The 22,096-nt window shown below is 64.2% G+C and carries 15 protein-coding genes and 1 tRNA gene; 3 read left to right on the forward strand and 13 right to left on the reverse strand.

The window, feature by feature from the left end; translation table 11 throughout:
- Positions 1-2 precede the first annotated feature (2 nt).
- The 5 genes from argS to argC form a co-directional block, all read right to left on the reverse strand.
- Positions 3-1,748 carry an arginine--tRNA ligase gene (gene argS / locus AC1DVR_RS05115; protein WP_477999456.1) on the reverse strand — a complete coding sequence of 582 codons (1,746 nt, stop codon included), beginning with the start codon at positions 1,746-1,748 and terminating at the stop codon, positions 3-5.
- A 139-nt stretch (positions 1,749-1,887) separates the two neighbouring features.
- On the reverse strand, positions 1,888-2,232 hold the full coding sequence (locus tag AC1DVR_RS05120; protein ID WP_477999457.1) for a 3TM-type holin: 345 nt from the start codon (positions 2,230-2,232) through the stop codon (positions 1,888-1,890).
- Positions 2,233-2,245: 13 nt separating this feature from the next.
- On the reverse strand, positions 2,246-2,857 hold the full coding sequence (locus AC1DVR_RS05125) for a holin-associated N-acetylmuramidase (protein ID WP_477999458.1): 612 nt from the start codon (positions 2,855-2,857) through the stop codon (positions 2,246-2,248).
- 72 nt (positions 2,858-2,929) lie between these two features.
- Positions 2,930-3,388 carry a cytochrome c maturation protein CcmE gene (gene ccmE, locus AC1DVR_RS05130; RefSeq protein WP_477999459.1) on the reverse strand — a complete coding sequence of 153 codons (459 nt, stop codon included), beginning with the start codon at positions 3,386-3,388 and terminating at the stop codon, positions 2,930-2,932.
- Positions 3,389-3,395: 7 nt separating this feature from the next.
- The gene (gene argC, locus AC1DVR_RS05135; protein WP_477999460.1) at positions 3,396-4,424 is read right to left on the reverse strand and encodes an N-acetyl-gamma-glutamyl-phosphate reductase; all 1,029 of its coding nucleotides are present in this window, start codon (positions 4,422-4,424) and stop codon (positions 3,396-3,398) included.
- A 416-nt stretch (positions 4,425-4,840) separates the two neighbouring features.
- Between argC and AC1DVR_RS05140 the strand changes: the two genes are divergently transcribed.
- A complete protein-coding gene (locus AC1DVR_RS05140) occupies positions 4,841-5,812 on the forward strand; it encodes a response regulator (RefSeq protein WP_477999461.1) in 972 nt (323 codons plus the stop codon).
- Positions 5,813-5,872: 60 nt separating this feature from the next.
- Here the strand turns inward: AC1DVR_RS05140 and AC1DVR_RS05145 are convergent, their stop codons facing one another.
- Positions 5,873-7,702, reverse strand: coding sequence for a sensor histidine kinase (locus AC1DVR_RS05145; protein ID WP_477999462.1), 1,830 nt, complete (start codon positions 7,700-7,702; stop codon positions 5,873-5,875).
- Between the two features lie 726 nt (positions 7,703-8,428).
- On the opposite strand from AC1DVR_RS05145, the gene AC1DVR_RS05150 reads away from it, so the two are divergent.
- Both AC1DVR_RS05150 and AC1DVR_RS05155 read left to right on the forward strand, forming a co-directional pair.
- Positions 8,429-9,364: a response regulator gene (locus tag AC1DVR_RS05150; protein ID WP_477999463.1), complete on the forward strand. Its 936-nt coding sequence runs from the start codon at positions 8,429-8,431 to the stop codon at positions 9,362-9,364.
- Positions 9,365-9,626: 262 nt separating this feature from the next.
- Positions 9,627-10,637 carry a response regulator gene (locus AC1DVR_RS05155; RefSeq protein WP_477999464.1) on the forward strand — a complete coding sequence of 337 codons (1,011 nt, stop codon included), beginning with the start codon at positions 9,627-9,629 and terminating at the stop codon, positions 10,635-10,637.
- Positions 10,638-10,705: 68 nt separating this feature from the next.
- On the opposite strand, the gene AC1DVR_RS05160 is transcribed toward AC1DVR_RS05155, so the two are convergent.
- From AC1DVR_RS05160 to AC1DVR_RS05190, 7 genes are all read right to left on the reverse strand, one after another.
- Positions 10,706-11,110 (reverse strand): response regulator, encoded by a 405-nt coding sequence (locus AC1DVR_RS05160; RefSeq protein ID WP_477999465.1) that lies wholly within the window; start codon positions 11,108-11,110, stop codon positions 10,706-10,708.
- Between the two features lie 128 nt (positions 11,111-11,238).
- On the reverse strand, positions 11,239-12,690 hold the full coding sequence (locus AC1DVR_RS05165; RefSeq protein ID WP_477999466.1) for an ATP-binding protein: 1,452 nt from the start codon (positions 12,688-12,690) through the stop codon (positions 11,239-11,241).
- 456 nt (positions 12,691-13,146) lie between these two features.
- The gene (locus tag AC1DVR_RS05170) at positions 13,147-16,650 is read right to left on the reverse strand and encodes a CHASE domain-containing protein (RefSeq protein WP_477999467.1); all 3,504 of its coding nucleotides are present in this window, start codon (positions 16,648-16,650) and stop codon (positions 13,147-13,149) included.
- A 177-nt stretch (positions 16,651-16,827) separates the two neighbouring features.
- Positions 16,828-17,166, reverse strand: a complete 339-nt coding sequence (locus AC1DVR_RS05175) for an Hpt domain-containing protein (RefSeq protein ID WP_477999468.1) — start codon at positions 17,164-17,166, stop codon at positions 16,828-16,830.
- 22 nt (positions 17,167-17,188) lie between these two features.
- On the reverse strand, positions 17,189-18,193 hold the full coding sequence (locus AC1DVR_RS05180) for a response regulator (protein WP_477999469.1): 1,005 nt from the start codon (positions 18,191-18,193) through the stop codon (positions 17,189-17,191).
- Positions 18,194-18,431: 238 nt separating this feature from the next.
- A tRNA-Val gene (locus AC1DVR_RS05185) sits at positions 18,432-18,507 on the reverse strand.
- A gap of 89 nt (positions 18,508-18,596) precedes the next feature.
- A complete protein-coding gene (locus AC1DVR_RS05190; protein WP_477999470.1) occupies positions 18,597-22,094 on the reverse strand; it encodes a 5-oxoprolinase/urea amidolyase family protein in 3,498 nt (1,165 codons plus the stop codon).
- Positions 22,095-22,096 lie beyond the last annotated feature (2 nt).

Here is a 22,096-nt window from a genome sequence, read left to right on the forward strand (position 1 = left end):
TTTTAACGCATTTCCTCGACCGGAGTGACGCCCAAGATAGCCAATCCCGCCGAAATCACAACGCCCGTCGCACGGGCCAGAGCGATTTTCGCCGAAGTTGTGGCAGCGTTGCCCTCCTGCACGAAACGCAGCGATGTGTCGTCGTTGCCCTTGTTCCAGAGCCCGTGGAATTCGGACGCCAGTTCATAAAGGAAAAAGGCAATCCGGTGCGGTTCGTTGCCTTTGGCTGCGATCTCGACCTCGCGCGGCCATTCGGCGATCTGCTGGGCCATGTCGATCTCGGCCGGGTGCGACAGCAGGCTCAGGTCGGCTGCGGCAAGCGCCGCATCCGACGTGTCGATTCCCGCCGCCTGCGCCTTGCGCAGGACCGAGTTGATCCGGGCATTGGCATATTGGACGTAGAAGACCGGGTTGTCTTTCGACTGTTCCAGCACCTTGGCGAAGTCGAAATCCAGCGCCACGTCGTTCTTGCGCGTCAGCATCATGAAGCGGGTGACATCGGCACCGGCCTGTTCGACCACATCGCGCAGGGTGACGAAGGTCCCGGCCCGCTTGGACATTTTGAAGGGCTCGCCGTTCTTGTAGAGCTTGACCAGCTGGATCAGCTTGATGTCCAAGGGCACGCGGCCGTTCGACAGGGCCGCAACCGCCGCCTTCATCCGCTTGACATAGCCGCCATGGTCGGCACCCAGAATGTCGATCAGCTCGTCAAAGCCGCGCTGCACCTTGTCGAAGTGATAGGCGATGTCGGGGGCGAAATAGGTCCAGGAGCCATCGGATTTCATCACCGGACGGTCAACGTCGTCGCCATGCGCGGTGGAGCGGAACAGGGTCTGGATGCGCGGCTCGTAATCCTCCGGCACCTTGCCTTTCGGCGGTTCCAGAGTGCCTTCATAGATCAGGCCCTGATCGCGCAGGGTCTGGATCGCGGCCTCGATCTTGCCGGTGCCGTAGAGCGCCTTTTCCGAGGAATAGACATCCATCCGCACGCCAAGCGCCGCCAGATCGTCGCGGATCATCTGCATCATCATCTGGGTGGCAAATTCGCGAATATCCAGCAGCCAGACGGATTCGGGCTGGTTCAGGAGGCTATCGCCGTATTTCGCCTTCAAGGCCTCGCCCACTGGAATCAGGTAGTCGCCGGGGTAAAGACCCTCGCGGATTTCCGGCTCCAGCCCGTTGGCCTCGCGGTAGCGTTCAAAGGCCGAGCGGGCGAGCACATCGACCTGCGCGCCGCCGTCATTGATGTAATATTCGCGGGTGACGGTCCAGCCGGCAAAGGCCAGAAGGTTCGACAGGGCATCGCCCACCACAGCGCCGCGGACATGGCCCACATGCATCGGCCCCGTGGGGTTGGCCGAAACGAATTCGACATTGACCTTGCGGCCCTTGCCCGCCGAGGAGCGGCCAAAATCCTTGCCATCGGTGAGGGCCGCCTTGACGACGCTCTGCCAGACCAGATTCGAGAGGCGCAGATTCAGGAACCCCGGCCCTGCCACTTCCGCGGCCGAAATGCGCGGGTCTTTCGCCAGACGGGCGGCCAGCGCATCGGCAATGGCGCGCGGCGACTGGCCGGCGGGCTTGGCCAGCACCATGGCGGCATTGGTCGCCATATCGCCATGCGCCGGGTCGCGCGGCGGTTCCACCGCGACATTGGCAAGGTCGAGCCCCTGCGGCAGGGCGCCCTCGGCGGCCATGGCGGTCAGTTCGGCCACGACAAGGGCGCGGATATCGGCAAAGAGGTTCATCTGATCAAATCCTGTCTCATCGCCTTGGGGGATGCCAGAGAGGATCGCTCAGGTCAAGGACGCCCGGGGGGCCAGCCGGTGCTGGATCGGCGCCGGCCCCCTGTATTTATACGTTTTACACCGCGGCCCGGCCCGCGCCTCAGGGTTTCGGCGGGGTCTTTTGCCGGATGTAATAGGCCTCGCGCGAGCCGAAGAACATGGTCAGCACCGCGCCGAGCAGCCACCAGAGCGGTTCGGGCACCGTGCTCAGCGCCTGCATCCGGGCCTCGAACCAGACCGGGTTGATGCCCGCCACCACGAAGACCAGAAGCGTGCCAAGCGCCAGCAAGGGGCGCGGCAGGCGGTTCAGCGCGTCGATCAGATGGTCGTAACCGGCCTTGCCTGTCTTGCTTTGCATCTGCACCGGGGGCAGCGGGCCTGCGGCGCCGCTGGTCAGCGCCTCGGCTGCGGCCTCCACTTCGGTGGCGATCTTGGTCATATCCATGTGGGGCATCCTTTTACTTCCAGGCGGCAATGCGGGCCTGATGTTGGGCATCGGTCAAACGGAGAGCGGGGGAGAGGAAGCTTTCGGCGCGGGTGATCCAGCCGCCCTTGCCGCCATCCTTGCGGCAGGCATATTTGCGGCTGGCGGGCCGGGCATCGGCGAGGCTGTAATAGAAGTCACGCCGGGCCACGCTGTAGCGGTCCACCAGCGCCTGCGCGCCCTTCGCGGCCTCGGCCTTGGCGGCGCTGAGGGTGGCGGGACCGATCACGCCATCCTCGCGCAGCATCGTGCCGCAGGATTTCAGCACGCGCTGCAAAAGCTTCACCGCCATCGAGCCCGCGTTGACATACATGTCAAAGACCACAGGCTGCACAGCCTCCGGCAGGCGCGAGAGGCCGGGGCGGTCGAAATATTGGGTCAGAAAGATCTCCACTGCGTCGTCACGGGTCAGGCTGCGTACATCCGAGATGTCGACGCGGCCGTCATGGGTCAGATCGCGGCCAAGGGCGCGCAGGGTGCCGATGGTGACGCCATGGTTGGTGGCGCCCCCCGGATCGGCGGGGTCGTTGACGAAACCGCCCTCGCGGGCGACGATTTCCAAGGCGATCTGGTGAACATCCGGCATGAGCGGCCCCCATTGGTGACCGCGCCAGACTCCGCCTCAGGGGTTAATTTCGCTTAACCACAGCGCACGCCCTCAATTGCCGGGCTTGGGTGCCACATAGACGCCCTGTTCCTTCAGCGCATCCACGACTTCCTTGGGCATGTATTTCTCGTCATGTTTGGCCAGGATTTCGGTGGCGACAAAGGTCTTGTCCTGCATCTGCCCCAAAGCGATCACGCCGGCGCCTTCGGCAAACAGGTCCGGCAGAACGCCTTTGAAAGACACGGGCACCGTGGCATTCGTATCGGTGACGCTGAAGGTGATCACATCGCCCTGCCCGCGTACCAGCGAGCCCACCTCGACTAGACCGCCCAAGCGGAACACCTCACCGGCCCGCGGCGGTTCGCTGCCGACTTGCGAGGGGGAGCGGAACAGGTTCAGCCCATCCTTCATCGCGTAGGTGATCAACCCGACTGACAGTGCCGAGGCGAGGAAGGCCACCAGAATGATCTGGATGCGCCGCTTCTTCTTCAGCCCTTTGAGCCCGGCCATCAGAACCTCACGGGAAGATCGGGGCCAGCATCAGCCCCATGGTTTCCGGCAGGCCCAGCATCAGGTTGGCGTTCTGCAGGGCCTGACCCGACGAGCCCTTGTTGAGGTTGTCCAAGACTGCCACCACCACGGCACGCCCCGGCATCCGGTCGCCGATCACGCCGACATGGCAGAAGTTCGACCCGGCGATGTCACGGGTCGAGGGCAGCTGGCCAAAGGGCAGCACGCGCAGGAAGGGCTCCTCGGCATAGGCCGCGCGCAGGGTCTCGTGCACCGTGGCGGGGTCGCCCTTGACGTAAACGGTGGCGAGGATGCCCCGGTTCATCGGCAGCAGATGCGGGGTGAACTGGACCATGACAGGGCGACCGGCGATCTTCGAGAACTCCTGATCGAACTCACCCAGGTGCCGATGCTTGCCGCCAGCAGAATAAGTATGGGTGCCGCCCGACAGCTCGGCATGCAGCAGGTTTTCCTTGGCCGAGCGCCCTGCCCCGGACACCCCAGCTTTCAGGTCGATCACGATCTGGTCAAGGTCGATCACCCCCGCCGCGATCAGCGGGCGCAGGGCGAACTGGCCGGTGGCGGCATTGCAACCGGTGCCGGCCACCAGACGCGCCTTGGCGATGTCGTCGCGGTAGAACTCGGTCAGGCCATAAACGGCCTCGGCCTGCAGCTCGGGGTGGATATGCGGGGCGCCATACCATTTCTCGTAAGACGCCGCGTCGCGCAGCCGGAAGCCTGCAGACAGGTCAACGATCTTGAGGCTGCGCGGCAGCTTGTCGATCACCTCCTGGCTCGTGCCATGCGGCAGGGCGCAGAAGCAGAGGTCGATCTTCGAAAAGTCGATCTCCTCGATCTTGACCAGCTTGGGCAGGTCCAGGTGGCGCAGGAAGGGGAAGACCTCGGCCATCTCCATCCCGGCCTTGCGGTCGGCGGCGAGGGCTGCGACCTCCATCTGCGGATGGGTGGCGATCAGGCGGACAAGTTCTGCCCCCGTATAGCCCGAGGCGCCGAGAATTGCGATTTGAAAGGTCATGGCATGCCGTCCCGCTGCAGGTTCGGCCCTCTATCTGGCGTCTCGGCCCGAGGATGCAAGTGAAATCATGCCGCAGGGGCTGCCTTGGGCGCAACCCGGGCCGATCCCGGCGCGAATCCGCAAACGGCGGGCCCTGCCGCCAGCCCCCGCCTGACCGCCCGGGCGACGGGGTGCCGATGATCCCACGGCCGCTCTCTTCGCCTTCGGCCCGCAAAACGGGCGACGGGGAAACCAGCGCGAACGGATTGACCCCAGAAGGTGCATGTCATAACCACCCTACATTGGATGAACTAAATTTGCCCCGACGCGCTTGCCCTTTTGGTCTGTTGCGCTAATCTGGAACGGTCTTTGGTGGGGCACAGGATTAAGGTCGGTTATTTTCGAATCTCCCGAGGAACTGCTTTATCGAGGCCCTAATGAAGTTACTTGCTGTCGACGATGACTATTTCATCCGCGAACTGCTGCCCTTGATTCTCACCAAGGCCGGGTTCCCGGATGTCTTTGCTGCAGCATCCGGGGCGGAGGCCCTGGACCTTCTGAACCAGAGCGATCGCAGCTTCGATTGCCTGCTTCTGGACATCAACATGCCCGGCATGGACGGGATTGAGCTGTGCGGCCACATCCGGCGTCTGCCCGCCTACCGGACCACCCCGATCATCATGCTGACCGCGATGACCGAGAAGAAGTACATCGAGGATGCCTTCAAGGCCGGGGCCACCGACTACCTGACCAAGCCCTTCGAGGTGGCCGAGGTCGGCGCGCGGCTGCGCGTCATCGAGGCGCTGGTGCTGGCCCGCAAGAACGGCTTTGCCGGCCTCGAGACGGTTCCGACCGAGGATGCCAATGTGCTCCGCCACGGTTTCACCCTGGCCGAGGACATCAAGATCACCGCCGGCGCGGACTGCGTGGATTATGCGGCCTTGCGCAACTATCTGTTGCAGCTGTCGCGGTCGGGCCTCGACAGCGTGCAGGTGATGGCGGTCAAGATCGACCAGATCGCAACCCTATATGAGACCACCACGACCAGCGAATATGTCGAGATGCTGGGCGAAGTGGCGGAATCGGTGAACCGGGCCTTGGCCAAACACGGCTGCCTGCTGGCCTATGCCGGCAACGGGGCCTTCGTGGTGATCTCCAGCAAGGCGACGCTGGAGGCTTCGCACGGGCTGGAGGCCGAGGTGCAGGGCCTGCTGGACGACAAGGATCTGGAGTTCGAAAACGGTCGCCCGATGGATATCACCATCTCGATCGGCAACCCGATCCGGCCAAGCGCCAACCCCGGGCAGCGCGCCCGCAAGGCCTGCGAACGCGCGATCGAGCGGGCCGAAACCCGCCTGCGCAACAAGCTGAGCCGCCGCCGCCCGCCCAACATCCACATGATGCGCTGATTGCCGCCTTACCGGGGGGGCCGGGGCGGTGCCCCTCCCCCGCCTGCGGACTTTCGCCGCTCAGCGGTTCTTGGGGTCGCGAGTCGGGATGGTGAACCAGAAGGTGGTGAGGCCCGGCGACTCGCTGTCGAATCCCACCTTGCCGCCGGTCTGCTCTACGATCTGCTTGGTGATGCTGAGCCCCAGCCCCGTGCCACCATGGGTGCGGGTCGAGGAGAGGTCGGCCTGCGAAAAGGGCTCGAAGATCTGGCTGCGGAAGGCTTCGGGCACGCCGCGGCCCGTGTTGCGGACCGAGATGCGCAGCTCCTCGCCCAGATCCTCGCCCAGAATCTCGACCGTCGTGCCGCGGTCGGCGAATTTCGCCGCATTCGACAAGAGGTTCGCCATCACCTGACCCAGCCGCCGCGCATCGACAAAGCCGAGGATCGGCTGTTTGGGATAGACGATTTCCATCCGCACCCCGTATTTGTCGGCAAAGGCGAGACTGGCCATCACCGCCTCCTCGACCAGGGGCATGATGTTCTGCTGCGTCAGGGCGAAGCGCATCTGCTTTGACGAAAAGCGTTCAAAATCAAGGATATCATTGACGAGCGTCAAGAGACGCTTGCCGTTTTGCTGGGCTATGTACAGCAGGCGCTGCGCCGGGTCGGACAGGGATTCGGTGTCCATCGAGCTTAGAAGCGACAGGGCGCCCAGCACGCTGGTCAGGGGCGTGCGCAGCTCGTGGCTGACGGTGGCCACGAACTCGCTCTTGATCTCGTTCAGGCGGCGCTGTTCGGTGGCATCGACGATCTGCGCGATGAACTGCTCGGGCCGGCCGTGGACATCGCGGACCAGCGACACACTCAGCAGACCCCAGACAATCGCGCCATTCGCCCGATAGAACCGCTTCTGCAGTTGGTAGGACGAGATCTTGCCCTCGACCAGCTGCCCCAGCAACTCGAGGTCTTCGGCCAGATCGTCCGGATGGGTCAGCGTCTGGAAATTGGTCTTCAGCAATTCTTCCGTGGTGAAGCCCATCAGCTCGCACAGGGCCGAATTCACGCGCAGGAAGCGGCCATCCAGCCCGACGATCGCCTTGCCGATCGTTGCGCTGTCAAAGGCCGAGCGAAACTGTTCGACGCTGCGCAACAGGGCCAGTTCGGTGGCCTTCTGCTCGGTGATGTCCGTCATCGCCCCGCTGAGCCGCGTGGCAACCCCGGAGGCATTGCGGGTGGCGACCGAAATGTCGGTCTTGATCCATTGCCAGCGCGAGCCGTCGCGCCGCAAAAGCCGGTATTCGCATCCCGCCCGGTCGGCCAGACCCTCCTGACACAGCCGGATCGGCTCCAGTGCTGCGGCCAGGTCATCGGGATGCACGCGCGACCGCCATTCGACCTGCACGTCGGTCGTCTCTCCCGGCGCAAGCTCCAACAGGTCGCGCCACATGTCCGAGACGATCACCTCGTCCGTCAGCGGGCGATATTCGAAAACGCCGATGCAGGCCCCGCGCAAGGCGTTCTTCGACAGCGACAATTCCTCTTCCAGCCGCAGGGCCAGTGACCGTTCGGCCGCGGCATTGTGCAGGATCAGAGTGTGGCAGGTCTGGCCCGCCGGGTCCTTCCAGGCGGTCACCTCCACCTGCAGATCCAGCGCCTTCCCCGCAACATCACGCGCCCTGACGCCGTGCAGACGGGTCTGGCCCTCGGGCACATCGTCGCCGCGGCCAAGCTTGGCCAGGGCGCTGAAGCAGAGGATGTCCTCGACCTCACGTCCCTCAAGCGCGCGTGGTGCATAGCCCAGAAGCCGGTCGGCCATCAGGCTGGAGAAGAGAATCTTTCCCGCGCCGTCGAGGATCATCGTCGCGACTCCCGCATTTCTGAGGGCCTCGACGAGCAGAAGGTCGTTCATCTTGTCCCGGTCTCCAGGAAGGGCCCGCCGAACTGTGGCGACGGAAGTGTTGATACATATTGCGGTATGAGCGCGAAGCCTCTCCATTCAAGGACTTCTGACCCACGACGGACGGGCGGCATTGCCAAAACCAATGGCACACACAAGAAAAAGTACTGCAGCCTGTCCAGGCTAACCGCACCCAGGCCCAAGAATGCCACATTTAAAACATAAGAACTGAATACAGAAACTAACGTCTAAGCGACTGTTCAGAAAGCGTTCCATGTCCCGCCAGATCTTCGTCTCACCCACCCTCGAAGGCTATCCTCGGGAAAGTCGCGCCATCTCGGTCGAGAAAACGGCGCCAGTCTGGATCATCACGGGGGCCCTGCAATGCTTGGTCTGATACTTGTCGGTTGCGCGTCGGGATTGGTCGCCACGGCAGTCGCGCTCTTGGCCGGGGCCTCTTTCAAGGTCGCTTTACTGATTTGCTGCCTGGCCACTCTCGCGGGCGCGATCCTGGCTTCTGCAGCAAAAAAACCTTTGGCAGAAATGCGCGCGCGCCGCAACCCGGTTCACAATTCCGGCAAAGCGGTCGGCAGTTTAACGGCCGAACCGCCTGCGGAATTACCGCCCCCGGACCAGAGCGGCGCGATTTCCGGCGAAGCTGCAAATTCCCTGGCGACGGTCGGGCAAAACCCGGCGGGCCTGCGCAGGACGCTGGTCCCGGCGATGCGGATCCTGGCGGTGGACGATGACCCTTTCATCCGCGAACTGGTGCCGATGATCTCTGCCGAGGTGGGGTTCCGCAAGGTCACCACGGCGGCGTCGGGCTGGGAAGCGCTCGCCCTGCTCGGAACCGGAGAGCGGCTTTACGACTGCCTCCTTCTTGACATCGACATGCCCGACATGGACGGAATCGAGCTCTGCCGCCAGCTGCGCGAAGTGCCGGCCTACCGCGACGTGCCGGTCATCATGCTGACCGCGATGCGCGACATGCGGCATATGGACAGCGCCTTTCGCGCCGGCGCCACCGATTACACGACCAAACCCTTCGACGTGATCGAATTCGGCGCGCGCCTGCATCTGGCGCAGGACCGGATCGAGGCGCTTGCTGATCTTGCGCCCGAAGCCACTTCTGAAGCGGGGCAGATCGGCGCTGGCCGCCAAAGCACGCTTGAACTGCAGGTCGCGGGCATGCCCAACCTGATCGAGCAGCGCTCGCTGGCCAATTATATCGGACAGTTGAACCGCGGGGAGGCCAACAAGATCGCGGTTCTGGCGGTGCAGATGGACCAGATCGACTCCATCGGCCCGGATGTGACGACCAAGACCAGGATCGCCGCCCTGCGCGATGTGGCAACCGCGGTCTGCGCGGTGATCGGGGTGGAGAATTGCCAGATCGCCTATGGCGGCCATGGCATCTTTCTTCTGGCCGTCCAGACCTCGGCCCTGTCCAGCCGCGACATCGAGGCCGAAATCAACCAGCACCTTTCCGCCCCTCAGGGTGAGACCTCCCCCGCAGCCGCACCCCACCTGACCATCTCGGCCGGAGAGCCGGTTCTGCTGCAGGGCAGGAAGCAGCAGCGTGCGGAGATGGCTTTCAAGCGCGCCGTGCTGGCGGTCAACCACCGCAAACTCTTTGACCGCAGCGAGTTGAATTCGCTCGACGGACTCAAATAAGCCCCAGACCTGCTTGCGGGTGTGGGGGCCGTTAATTTCTCCCGGGCGAATTTTCGGTCACCGCAATTTCCTGTTACCGAAATTCATAACTCGGACACCAACTTGTCCGGGACCGCCCCGCCTCTATCATAATTCGGCCCCAAAGCGGCGGCATCGTGAATAAGACCGAAGTCGCAAAACGTCCCACCCAAGCGGCCTGCAAAGGCTGCGACAAAAAACCGCGCAACGACCAACGCAGACATTCGGCGGATCGAGAAGAACCATGAAGATACTTGCCGTAGACGATGACGAGATGATTCTTGAAATCCTGACGATTGCGCTGGCGCAATCGGGATTCGATAACGTCGAAACCGCCACGTCTGCCCGCATGGCCATGGCAATGGTCGAAGCCGCCCCCCAGCCCTATGACTGCCTGATGCTCGACATCCAGATGCCGGAGATCGACGGCATCACCTTCTGCTCCTGGGTCAAGCGCAAGAGCGGCTATGGCGCGACCCCGGTGATCATGGTCACCGCGATGTCGGACCGCAGCTTTGTCCAGCGCGCCTTTGCCGCCGGGGCCACCGATTACGTGACCAAGCCTTTCGACGCGCTGGAACTGGGCACAAGGGTTGCCCTGGCGCGGCGCTTGGTCGAGGAAGGCTCGCGGACCCGCGAGAAGGCGATGGAGGTGAGGCTCCTGCGCGACGAGATGGAGCGTGAGGCGCGTGTGACCTTTGGCCAGCCGGTCACGGTGACCGAAGTGCCGGGGGTGATCGGGATCGTCAACCTGGAGAACTACCTGCTGCAGATGTCACGCGGCGATCTGGGGACCACGACGCTGCTTGGCGTCAAGGTGCGCGGTCTTGCCGAATATCACAGAACACTGTCGGCAACCGATTATCACTTCCTGCTGGCCGATGTGGCCGAGGCCCTGTCGCAGGCCCTGCGCGGGCACGAGTTCTTCGTGGCCTATGCCGGCAGCGGCACCTTTGCCGTGGTCGTCCATGGCGCGGGCCCCGGTCCGGTCGAAGAACTGGCACTTGTGGCCGAGGATCTGTTGCAGCGCATGGGCGCCACCGAGGGCATGGATACCGAAGCCGAGTTGCGCTTTGAATGCGGTACGCCGGTCCGGGTCGGCATGCTGCGCAGCGGCGCCTCGGCGGTGCAGCTTTTGTACATGACCCTGGCCCAGCTGGATCAGGACATCGCCGACCATCATGCCATCAAGCCCGATCGGCCGCAGGCCCCCGCGTCTGCTCTGGCCGGATTGCTTAACAAACTCTGGGCCTGACCGCGCCTGCCGCCCCTGAAGCATGCCAGGCGCCGGGGTGAAGGCGCGGGACGTGCCCTGCCCCGGCCTCAGTCTGCCTGATCGACCGACGTCCGGTTCAGGTGCCATTTGTTCCAGATCGCCAGGATCTGATTCCCAAGCTGCATCGGATCGAAGGGTTTGACGATCACGTCGAGGGCCCCCGCCTCCAGGAATTTCCGCACATCCGATTGCTGCGCCTTGGCGGTCATGAAAATCGCCGGAGTCTCGGCAAATTCGGCCTTCTCGCGCAACGCGCTCAAGGTCTCCTCGCCGTTCATCCCGGGCATCATCACATCCAGAAGAAACAGGTCCGGCCGCGCGGCAGCCGCCCCCTCCAGCGCCTCGCGCCCCGAAGCGAATTGCACGACCTGCAGTCCGCCGACCATTTCCAGCGCGATCAACGCGATCTCGCGGATATCAGGGTCGTCTTCGACATGCACTATTCGGGGCATTTTGGGCATCGTGTTTCCTTGGGGGTCTGGGCAAATCTGGCCAGGGTTGTTTTACGAACTACCAGTTCACCAAATGCACGAGCAAGGTACAAGCCACAGAATACCCATCACCATGCCCATCGCCCCAATCAGGCAACGGCCCGCATGCTGCCGGCCTTCGGCAAGTCGATGATGAAAGTCGTCCCTGCACCCATCTCACTGGTAAAGGTAATCTTTCCCTCATGCTTGTCCATGATCGATTTCGCAATGCTCAATCCCAATCCTGTGCCACCCCGGCGTTGATCGACCTGGGTATGGGCCTGGACAAACCGGGTGAACAGGGCGCCCTGCGCCTCGGGCGGGATGCCGTCGCCACGGTCGGTCACGGTCAGGCGCACGCCCTCGGGGTGTTCTTCGACCCCCAGATCGACCGCCTGCCCCTCGGGTGAGAATTTCACCGCGTTGGAGATCAGGTTGGTCAGGACCTGCATCATGCCATCGCGGCTGACCCGGGCATAGATCGGCTCACGCGGACCGATCCGTCGCAGGCTCACGCCATATTCAAGGCCATAACCCGCATTGGCCGCCACCGCATCATCGGCGAAGGCCACGAGGTCGATGGTTTCAAAGCTGAAATCCATCATGTTGGCATCGAGCTTTTCCAGATCCAGAAGATCGTTGATCAGCCGGACCAGCCGGTCGACATTGCTCAGCGCCACCTGGATCAGCCTTGCGGAACGTTCCGGGATCGCCCCGAGCGCGCCCGAGGAAATCAGGTTGAGCGAGCCCTTGATCGAGGTCAGCGGCGAGCGCAGCTCATGGCTGACGGTCGAGACGAATTCGGTCTTGTCACGCTCGGCGCGCTTGCGCTCGGAGATGTCGCGCACCATGGCCACAAAGCGCGGCGCACCCTCCAGGCTGTGATCCAGTTGCAGGCTGACCTCGATCGGCCCGGTGCTGATCGCATCCTCGTACAGCACGGAATCGATGGTGCCAGCCAGAAGCGCCGCGGCGCGTTCGCGGAACAGCGCCTCGTCGAAGCGTTCGCTGACATCGGCCAGACGCTTGCCGGCAAGCTCGGTCGCCTTCCAGTTCATCGCGGCGAGAGAGCGTTTGTTGAGATAGAGGAGTTCCAGCGAATCTGTCGTCATCACATAGACTTCGTCCTGCAACAGGTCGATCATCGCGCGGTTGTGCATGTCGGCCTGCGAGAGCCGGGTTTCGCGGATGTCGGTGCGCAACCAGATCGCACGCGCCAGCTTGCCCGCTTCGTCCACCACCGGAACGATGGTCGCCTTCGTCCACAGGATGCTGCCGTCCTTGCAGCGGATCCGGGTTTCGCCGGCCCACATCTGGCCGGTTTTCACCTTGGTCCAGAGCGTGGCGAAAGAGCCGACCGAGTCGGCCAGCAGCACGTCGTTGAACGCCTGCCCCAAAAGTTCGTCGCCGCGATGGCCGGTCGCCAGCGCCAGCGTGCCGTTGACATAGCTGATGATACCGTCGGCATCGACGATGCTGACCATGGCATGCGCCTCCATGGCGCGGCGGCACAGGGTCAGCTCCTCCTCCCGGAGCCGCAGTTGTGTCGTCTTGACCCGCAACGTGCGGAAACCTCCAAAAATCACCAACAAAAGCACAGCGACCAAAACGAGCAAAAACGCCCGGTCGTCGAATCCCCTGGTGACGGTGCTAAGCTGGGCGAAAAAAGATGCGCCGGCGTCCGCCATTCCGATACCCTTTACCTTAATTGCGCCCGGCAAAACTGCGCTGCGGCCTGTGCAAAACCAGACCACGACAGCGCCGGACGCGCGTCCTATGGGGGAGGAGTATCCCCAACACTGTGACCTTTTTGAGTTCACTTCCTGAATAGTCGCAGCCCGGTTCGCCACAATGTTTCCCCGGCACCCGAAGGCCGCAGCGCCAGCCCGTCGCACCCTTGCCAGCCCTGACGGCGGGCCGCCGCGCGGGCCGGCTCGACATGGTTGGCGGGCTCGGGAGACAGGCCTTTTTTCGCCCCTTCGGGCCCAAAACCGAAGCTTTCCCCAGCTTGCAAGGGTTCAGGCGGCGGGGCTGTCGGCGGTCGCCTTGATCAGGGACAGGCTGCGTTCGGCCACATCTTCCAGATGGATGCGCGATTTGATCAGGGTCATCTCGACATCGGCCGCGTTGGCGTGGTGTTCAAAGCCGGTCAGGGCGATGATCGGAACCCCGGGCTGGCGCAGGCGGATCTCCTCCAGAAGTTCCGCCCCGCTGATCCGCCCCAGATCCCAGTCCAGAATCACAAGGTCGAAGGCCGCGCTCTTCATGAAAGCATGGGCGGCGATCTCGTCGGTCGCGTTGACGATCTCGGCGGCGCCACGATAGGCCGCCACCAGAACCGCAGCGAAATCCTTGTCGGCCTCGATATGGAGGATGCGCGGAATGGCGCTGGTGGGCGCTTTGCCGGGGCGATCTGGCGTCTCTTCCTCGCGCGGGGGGCGGATGCCAACGGCGGTCATCACGGTAACCCAGAAGGTGGTGACCACCCCCGGTTCCGAGACAAAGCCGATCTGGCCATCCATCTGTTCGATGGTCTTCTTGGCGATGTGCAGACCCAGCCCCGTCCCCTCGCTCTGCCGGTTGGAGGAGCCGTCAACCTGCGAGAAGGCCTTGAAGATCCGGTCGTGGAACTCGGCCGGGATGCCGCGGCCGTGGTCGGTTACGGACACCTTGGCGTAAGCGTCAAAGGTCTCGACCGAGACGGTGACGACGCCGCCGCGTGGCGAGAACTTGGCCGCATTCGACAGAAGGTTGGTCATGATCTGCTGGAAGCGGTTTTCCTCGATCATCACGGTGACGCCGGGCACGGTGGTCGCGGTCTCGTAGGTCACGTTGAACCGTGAGGCGAAGGGCTGGTTGACCTGGATCGCGCGCAGCACCTGCACCGAAAGATCGGCGGCGGCGAGCAAGGGCTTGGGCGGCCCCGCCTCCAGCTTCTCAAGATCCAGGATGTCGTTGACCAGCAGGATCAGCCGGTCGCAATTCTTCTGGGCGATCGACAGCATGCGCCGGGCCGCTTCGGGGATGCCCTCGGACATGGCGTTCAGCAAGAGCGAGACCGAGCCGTTGATCGAGGTCAGCGGCGTGCGCAATTCATGGCTGACGGTCGAGACGAACTGTGTCTTCAGCTCTTCGACCTGGCGTTGGTCGGTCACGTCGGTCTGCAGGCCGATCAGCCGCCAGGCGCGGCCATCGGCATCGCGGTCCTCGCCCACGGCGTCCGACCGCATCCAGCGCCAGCTGCCATCCTGCATCTGCACGCGGTATTCGGTGACCGAGCGCAGAACGCGCCCCTCGATGCAGGCCTCGTCGGCCGCGTTGACCTTGGGCAGGTCATCGGGGTGGACGCGCTTGCGCCAGCTTTGCTGGCTGTCGACCTCTTCGTCGTCGCGGTAGCCCAGAAGATCGCGCCAGGTGCGCGAGACGATGGATTTGCCGGTCCGCAGGTCGATGTCGAACACGCCGATCTTGGCACCGGTCAGGGCAAGGTCGAGCCGGTGCTGGGTCGAGCGCAGCTGGTCCTGGATGCGGCGCTGTTCGGTGATGTTGCGCATGACGGCGGTATAACGCCACTCCCCGGCACCGGTGACCCAGGGGATGATCTGCACATCCAGCGTGATCGCCTGTCCGAAGCCCGAAGTGGTGCGCAACACGCCACGGTAGCTCGGGTGGTCGCTGGCGCCCTCCGGCCGGTCGAAATAGCTGTCGAGCTGGCCATCGACCAGCAGCGAGAAAGGCTTTCCGATCAACTGGTTGCGCTCGCGGCCCAAGACCCGGATCAGCGCGTCGTTGACCCGCATGACATTGCCCTGGCCATCAAGCAGGGCAATCTTCGCCACCGCCGATTCGATGATCGAGCGGTTCTCCTCGACCTGGGCGGCCAATTCCCCGGTGCGCAGGGCCACGATGTCGCGGATCAGCTCTTCGCGCCGCGTGAGGTTGAGCAGGAAAATTCCGAAGAGGAAGGAGAACAGAAGCCCGACGACCAGAATGGCCAGAGCCTGGATGTTGGACAGGCGGCTTTCGAACACCGGGCTGCTTTGCCATTCGAAGGTCCAGGTTTGCCCGAAGATCTCCATGCGGTCGACGATGCGGAAACGCGGCAGGCGCGCGACGCTGGCGACATCGACGTCGGTGTAAAGCAGCTTCTCCTTGTCGATATCGGGGCCGCTGTAGATCGAGACGGTCAGGTCATTGGTCTGACTGCGGGTCAGATCGTCCAGCATCCGGGTGGCGAAGACCGGCGCATAGACCCAGCCAAGGAAGGCGTCGCGGCGCCCCTGCACCGTCGTCGGCGCATCGGGTGTCGAATAGACAGGCGCCAGAAGCAGAAAGCCGGTGCGACGCTCGGTCTCCGGCCAGATCACGATCGGCCGCGTAATCGTGACATTGCCGGTATCGCGCGCGGTGATGGCCGCCATGGCGCGGTTTTCCTCGTAGGCGATGTTGAGGCCAAGGACCTGGTTCGCCAGCACGGCCGGGGCGAAGTACTTGACCACGAACATCGGATCCGCAGTCATCGCGGGCTTGATCGTGACATCGCCGACGCCCTCGTCGCGCATCTCCTGCTGGAATTTCGCCAGATCCTGCGGCGCGACGATCTCGGCAAAGCCGATGCCATTCAGCCCTTTGAGGTTCTGCCCCAGGTTCAGCGCGCGCACATAATTGGTCCACTCCTCCTCGCTGACATGGGTGGAGCTGCGGTAAAAGCCGGCACCGCCGCGCAGGCCAAGGTCATAGGCGTCGAAGCGGTGCTGCAGGGCGCGGGCATTGTCGCCGACCAGGGTGCGGAACTGCGCCTCGTCCGAAAGGTCACCCATCCGCGAGATCGCGTACCACGACAGAAAGGTCACGGCGACCGAGAAGGCAATATAGACCACGGCGGAGGGGCTGAACCGCGGCAAGGCGATGTCGCGCCAGTAAAGCGCGGGCTTGCTGTTCCATGGCCCGAGCACCGCCATCGGTAGCGTCAGCGCCACGCCGATCAGATCACCGACCCACCAGATGATCCAGTTGTGCACCAGATTGGAGGATCCGGCCGGATGGCCGATGACGAAAATCGCCATGCCGATGGTGGGCACGTAAAGGCAGCTCACCGGCAATATGACGCCGCCGATCAGCGCCAGCTGGCGAAAGCCCGTCAGGCGCAGCGGAAATCCGCAGATCTGGCGGATGATCCCGGCGGTCGCCACGCACTGCGCCGTGGTGGCCAGGACCAGAAGCCCGCCTTGCACCATCGCCGGGCCCGGCGCCATCGTCTGAATCCCGAGATAGGCGATCAGAATCCGGCTGGCCAGCGCGCCCAGAAACACGCCAGGCCAGAGGCCGCGGCCAAAGAACACAAGCGCCGCGAGCCCGAAGCCCGTGCCACGCAGAATCACGACATCCTGACCACCGGCCGGCACAAGGTAGAGCCCGGTGAGGCTCACAACCAGAAACGCCGCAGCGAGCGCGAGGATTTGAACCAGCCTCACAGGCGCAGCAAGGCCGTGCACGAGGTCGGAATCGTGTTCAATGGCCATTTCGCCGTATTTTCCCGTAGACGTGAAGGAAGGCTATACAGGTTGGCACAGATCAACAACAGTTCAGTCAGGGCAGAAGGCCGATTATTGCGGCTCCGCAGCGGGCCATCTGCCTGATTTTACATCGGTTTGGATCTTCCTCCCGGCGCCCCCCGGCCCCGCGACGGCAATCCCCGGTCAATCTTCCAGCAAGAGCGCCATTTCCCCCATCATCACATCCAGACAGGTCAGAAGCTCGGCATCGGGCCAGCGCTTGTCCTTGGCAGTGGCGCGCGCCAGGATGGCAAGCTCGGCCCTTTGCGACAGCGTGCCCAGATCCACAAAACCCAGCGTCGCGGCCAGTCCCACCATGCGGTGCGCCCCGAAGCGGATCTCGTCCAGCAGCGCGGTCGGGTCCTGCACGCCTTCCAGCTGGTCCCGGATCTCTTCGAACCGGTCCAGCCGCTCGGACATCAGCGCAAGGAACCTCGGGCGAAGTTCCTGTATCTTCAGGGCGATGCTGTCCAGGTTCTGCATGCGGCCTCCGGCCTCGGGGGGATCAATACACCCGGCTGTAGGGTTTGAGCACCAGAGGCGCCGTCAGGTCCGGCTCCGGCGCAGAGGCCGCAGGGCGGCCCGCGTTCCAGACGATATCCTCGATCGCGCGCCTCAGCAGCGCGACCGCAACCCGCCCGGTCTTCATCATGCCGACCGGACGCGCCGGCCCGACCACGATCCGCACTGTCAACGGCTGGCCATGATCATCCGTCAGATCGAGCTTCTCGATCATCAGGTTGATCTTGAATTCCACCGCATCCAGATCGTCGGCCGCAACCGCCCCGACCACCCCGGCGAAGATCCCGTTGCCCGCATAGGACAGCACGCAATCATAGCTTTTCAGCGAGCGGACCGCACAGGCCGCCACGTCGGACAGGATGTCACGGAAGGCGATGCTGGAACATTGCGAGTAAAGATCGCCGACATCGACGATCCGCAGGGCCATCACGCTGGTGCCGTAAAAGGCGCCGCGCGCCAGTTGCAGCAGGTAGTTTTCCAGCGCGCCATATTCGATCAGCCCGGCCACATCCTTCAGGGCGCCCGGCTCGGCCAGCGCCACATGGGCCAGCGCCTCGACATGCGCCTGCACCGGCGAGGCCGCCTGCCCGACATCGGGGGTCGAGCGTTCGATCTGGATCTGATGCTCGGCCAGACGCAACCGGGTCGTCAGGTCAACCGGGTCGAAGGGCTTGGTGACGTAATCCGAGGCGCCGGCCAGAAAAGCGCGGTCGATGAAGGGCTTGTCCGACAGCGCCGTGGTCATCAGCACCGGCGTGAAGCGGTGCCGGGGGGCGCGGCGGATCCAGCGGCACAGTTCGATTCCATCGACCTCGGGCATCGAGATGTCGAGGAGGAAGCACTGATAGGGCACGGTCGCCGAGCCGATCATCTCGGCCGCCTCTGCCGCACTGTTGGCGGTGGAGATGTTGTTGTAGCCATGCAGCCGCAGAACCTCGACCAGAAGTTCCAGGGTAAGGGCGTCGTCATCGACAGCAAGTATCTTCATTTCGTTCCAGCCCCGATCAACCTCTGTGTCCGCGATCTTGCCCGCCCCGGGGCCAAAGACTCGCTTAAGGTCTCATTAACTCACTAAAAGATTGTTCGTAAGTGCGGCGATTATATGGCGATTTGTGGTTGATTCCACTGGGGCGCGCAATCCCTGCGTGCAAGGGCGCCCGCATTGCGGCAAAGGGGAAACACAGGGCGGGAAAACCCGGTCCTGCATCTTCGGAACGGCCGGAAAATGGTGGGTGGTGAGGGACTCGAACCCCCGACATTCTCGGTGTAAACGAGACGCTCTACCAACTGAGCTAACCACCCGATCGCGGCGGTTTAGCCGAGGCTTTTGCAGGATGCAAGCCGCGGCGGACCCGCCCCCTGTCGAGGGGCCGCCGCGGTCATGCCGGCGCTTACGCCTCCATCACCGCGATGACATCGCCGGCCCGGACCGGACGGCCGGGCACCGCGCGACACTCGCGCAGGGTGCCAGAGGCCGGGGCCGGCACCGTGATCTCCATCTTCATCGATTCGATGATGGCCACGGTCTGGCCCGCAGTCACCGTCTCGCCCGGTGCGACGAGGAATTTCCACAGGTTGCCGGGGATCGGGCTTTCGACCCCGGTCAGGCCCGCAGGCACCGCCTCCGCCGGGGCGGGCGGGCCGTCGTCTACCACGAAGCGGTCCAGCCCCGCCGCCTTCCAGCGCGCGCGCTCGGCCTCGAAGGCGGTCTGCTGGCTGGTCTTGAAGGCGCTGATGCTGTCCGCCTCCGCCGCAAAACGGCGCTTATGGTCGGCCCAGCGGAAAGTCGTCTCCTCGATCTTCACCGGATAGCCGCCGTGCGGGAAAGCCGCGCGCGCCTCGGTCAGTTCCGCGGCGCTGACCGGGAAGAAGCGGATCTGGTCGAAGAAGTTCAGAAGCCAGGGCTGGCTGTGGAAAGCCTCGGTCCGGCGCCAGGCGTTCCACATCTGGATGGTGCGGCCCACGAGCTGATAACCGCCCGGCCCCTCCATCCCGTAGATGCACATATAGGCGCCGCCGATGCCCACCGCGTTCTCCGGCGTCCAGGTCCGCGCCGGGTTGTACTTTGTGGTGACCAGCCGATGCCGCGGATCGACCGGCGTCGCCACCGGCGCGCCAAGATAGACATCGCCCAGCCCCAGCACCAGATAGCTGGCGTCATGGACGATCTTCTTCACCGCAGCTTCGTCGTCCAAGCCGTTGATGCGCCTGATGAACTCGATATTGTCAGGACACCAGGGCGCATCGGCGCGCACGAGGTCTTGATACTTCGTCGCAGCCAAGGCCGCCTGCGGGTCGTTCCACGACAAGGGCAGATGCACGATGCGCGAGGGCACGGTGACCGCTTCCGCCGGGGGCAGCTGCGCCTCGATCTCGGCCAAGGCGCTCAGCAGGGTCGCGCGTTTGGTGCGCGTGCTGTCGTAGTGGATCTGCAAGGAGCGGATGCCCGGCGTGACATCAATCAGCGGCAGGCCCGCGTCCTTGACCGCCTGCATCAGAAGATGCACCCGCAGTCGCAGTTCGATGTCCAAGGTCATGGCACCATATTCGACGAGCAGGTTGTCATCGCCCTGCCGGCGGTAGACGACCGGCACCTCGCCCTCCGCCTGACCGATGATCGGAGACCCCGCCCCCTGCACCGCCGGCCCCGCCACCGGGTCATCGTTCAGCACCGGGCGAAAGCGGATGCGGTCGCCGGGACGGAACTGGCCCATCTTCCAGCGGTCCTCTGCCGCGATCACCGCCGGGCAGACAAAGCCGCCAAGGCTTGGCCCGTCGGGACCAAGGATGATCGGCATGTCGCCGGTGAAGTCGATGGCCCCGATCGCATAGGCATTGTCGTGCAGGTTCGAGGGATGCAGCCCGGCCTCGCCACCATCATGCCGCGCCCATTTCGGCGCGGGACCAATCAGGCGCACCCCCGTCCGGTCCGAGTTGAAGTGCACCTCGTAAGGCGTTGAAAACAGGTCGGCAATGTCGCCCTCCTGAAAGAAGTCCGGCGCGCCGTGCGGGCCGTACAGCACGGCCACCTCCCACTCCCGCGTCAGATCCGTCGGTGCCACAACCTCGGGAGCCGCACACGCGGTCCCGGCCAGATGCAACATGTCGCCGGTCTTCAGGACCCCGGTCGCATGGCCACCGAACTGCCCAAGCGCAAAGCAGGCGCGTGAGCCCAGAACCTCTGGCGCCGCAAAGCCGCCCGCCACGGCGAGATAGGTGCGCTGGCCCGCGCCTTCGATGGCGCCGATCGACAGGACTGCGCCCGCAGGCACCTCCACCACCGGACCCGCCACGCGTTGCCCATCCAGCACCAGCTTCATCCGCGCCCCGGCGAGCGCCACCTTGGTCGCCGCCAGAAAGCGCAGGGTCGGGCCGGTCATCGTCAGCTCCAAAGCCGCCGTGTCGGGCGGATTGCCGAGCATCCGGTTCGCCGCCCGGAAACTTTGCGCATCCATCGGGCCGGAGGGCGGCACGCCGACATGCCAAAGGCCAAGCCGCCCCGGCAGTTCCTGCAGGCTCGACTGCGCGCCGGGGGCCAGCACCTCCACCCCCTCGGGTTGATAGGCAAAGCTGCGGAGCGCGGTGGTCGCAACCAACCCCGAAGCCAGCAGGTCAGATCCTGCAATCGCGCGCAGGTAACCGAGGTTGGTCTCGATCCCTTGAACCGAAGTTTCGGCAAGCGCCTTCTGCAGCGCCGTAATCGCCGCGGGGCGATCTGCGCCACGAACGATGATCTTGGCCAGCATCGGATCGTAGTAGGGCGTGACCTCGCAGCCCGTCTCGATCCAGCCATCGACGCGGGCATCATCGGGGAAACGCACCTCGGTCAGCCGCCCGGCGGAGGGGCGGAAATCGGCATGCGGCATTTCGGCGTAAAGCCGGGCCTCGATGGCGGCGCCCTTCGGCTTGGGCAGGGTCGCCGGGATCGTGGCTTCGCCTGCGGCCTGACGGATCATCCATTCCACAAGGTCGATGCCGAAGACCGCTTCGGTCACCGGATGTTCGACCTGAAGCCGGGTGTTGACCTCCAGAAAGTAGAATTCCTCGCGCTTCGGGTCATAGATGAACTCCACCGTCCCCGCCGAAGCATAGGCGACCGAGGCGCAGAGGTCGGTCGCGGCCTTGTGCAGCCGGGCGCGCACCGCGTCCGAAAGCCCGGGAGCCGGGGTTTCCTCGATGACCTTCTGATTGCGCCGCTGCAGGGAGCAGTCGCGTTCGCCGAGGGCCACCACCCGGCCCGCGCCATCGCCGAAGACCTGCACCTCGACATGGCGGGCGTCGGAGACGAAGCGTTCCAGAAACACCCGCGCATCGCCAAAACTGGCGGAGGCGGTGCGCTGGACGCTGGCGAAAGCCGCCCGCAAGGCCGCCTCACCGTCGCAAAGCTGCATCCCGATGCCGCCACCGCCCGCCGTGCTTTTCAGCATGACCGGGTAACCGATCTCGCCCGCCCTTTCGCAGGCCTCTTCGATATCGGCCAGCAGGCCGGTGCCGGGCAGCAAGGGTACGCCCGCCGCCAGGGCCAGATCGCGCGCCGTGTGCTTCATGCCAAAGGCGCGCAGGTGTTCCGGATGCGGGCCGATGAAGATGATCCCCTCGGCTGCCAGCCTTTCGGCGAAACCGATGTTTTCCGACAGGAAGCCGTAACCGGGATGCACCGCCTGCGCCCCCGTCGCCTTGCAGGCGGCCACCACGGCATCGACATCCAGATAGCTTTGCGCGGCAGGCGCCGGGCCAAGACGGACCGCCTCATCCGCCAGCCGGACCGCGGGGGAGAAGCGGTCGGCATCAGAATAGACCGCGACCGAGGCGATCCCCAGTTTTCGGAGTGTGCGGATCACGCGCACCGCGATTTCACCCCGGTTCGCCACAAGAACTTTGCTGAACATGC

Source organism: Rhodobacter sp. P2_H5 (assembly GCF_056403335.1).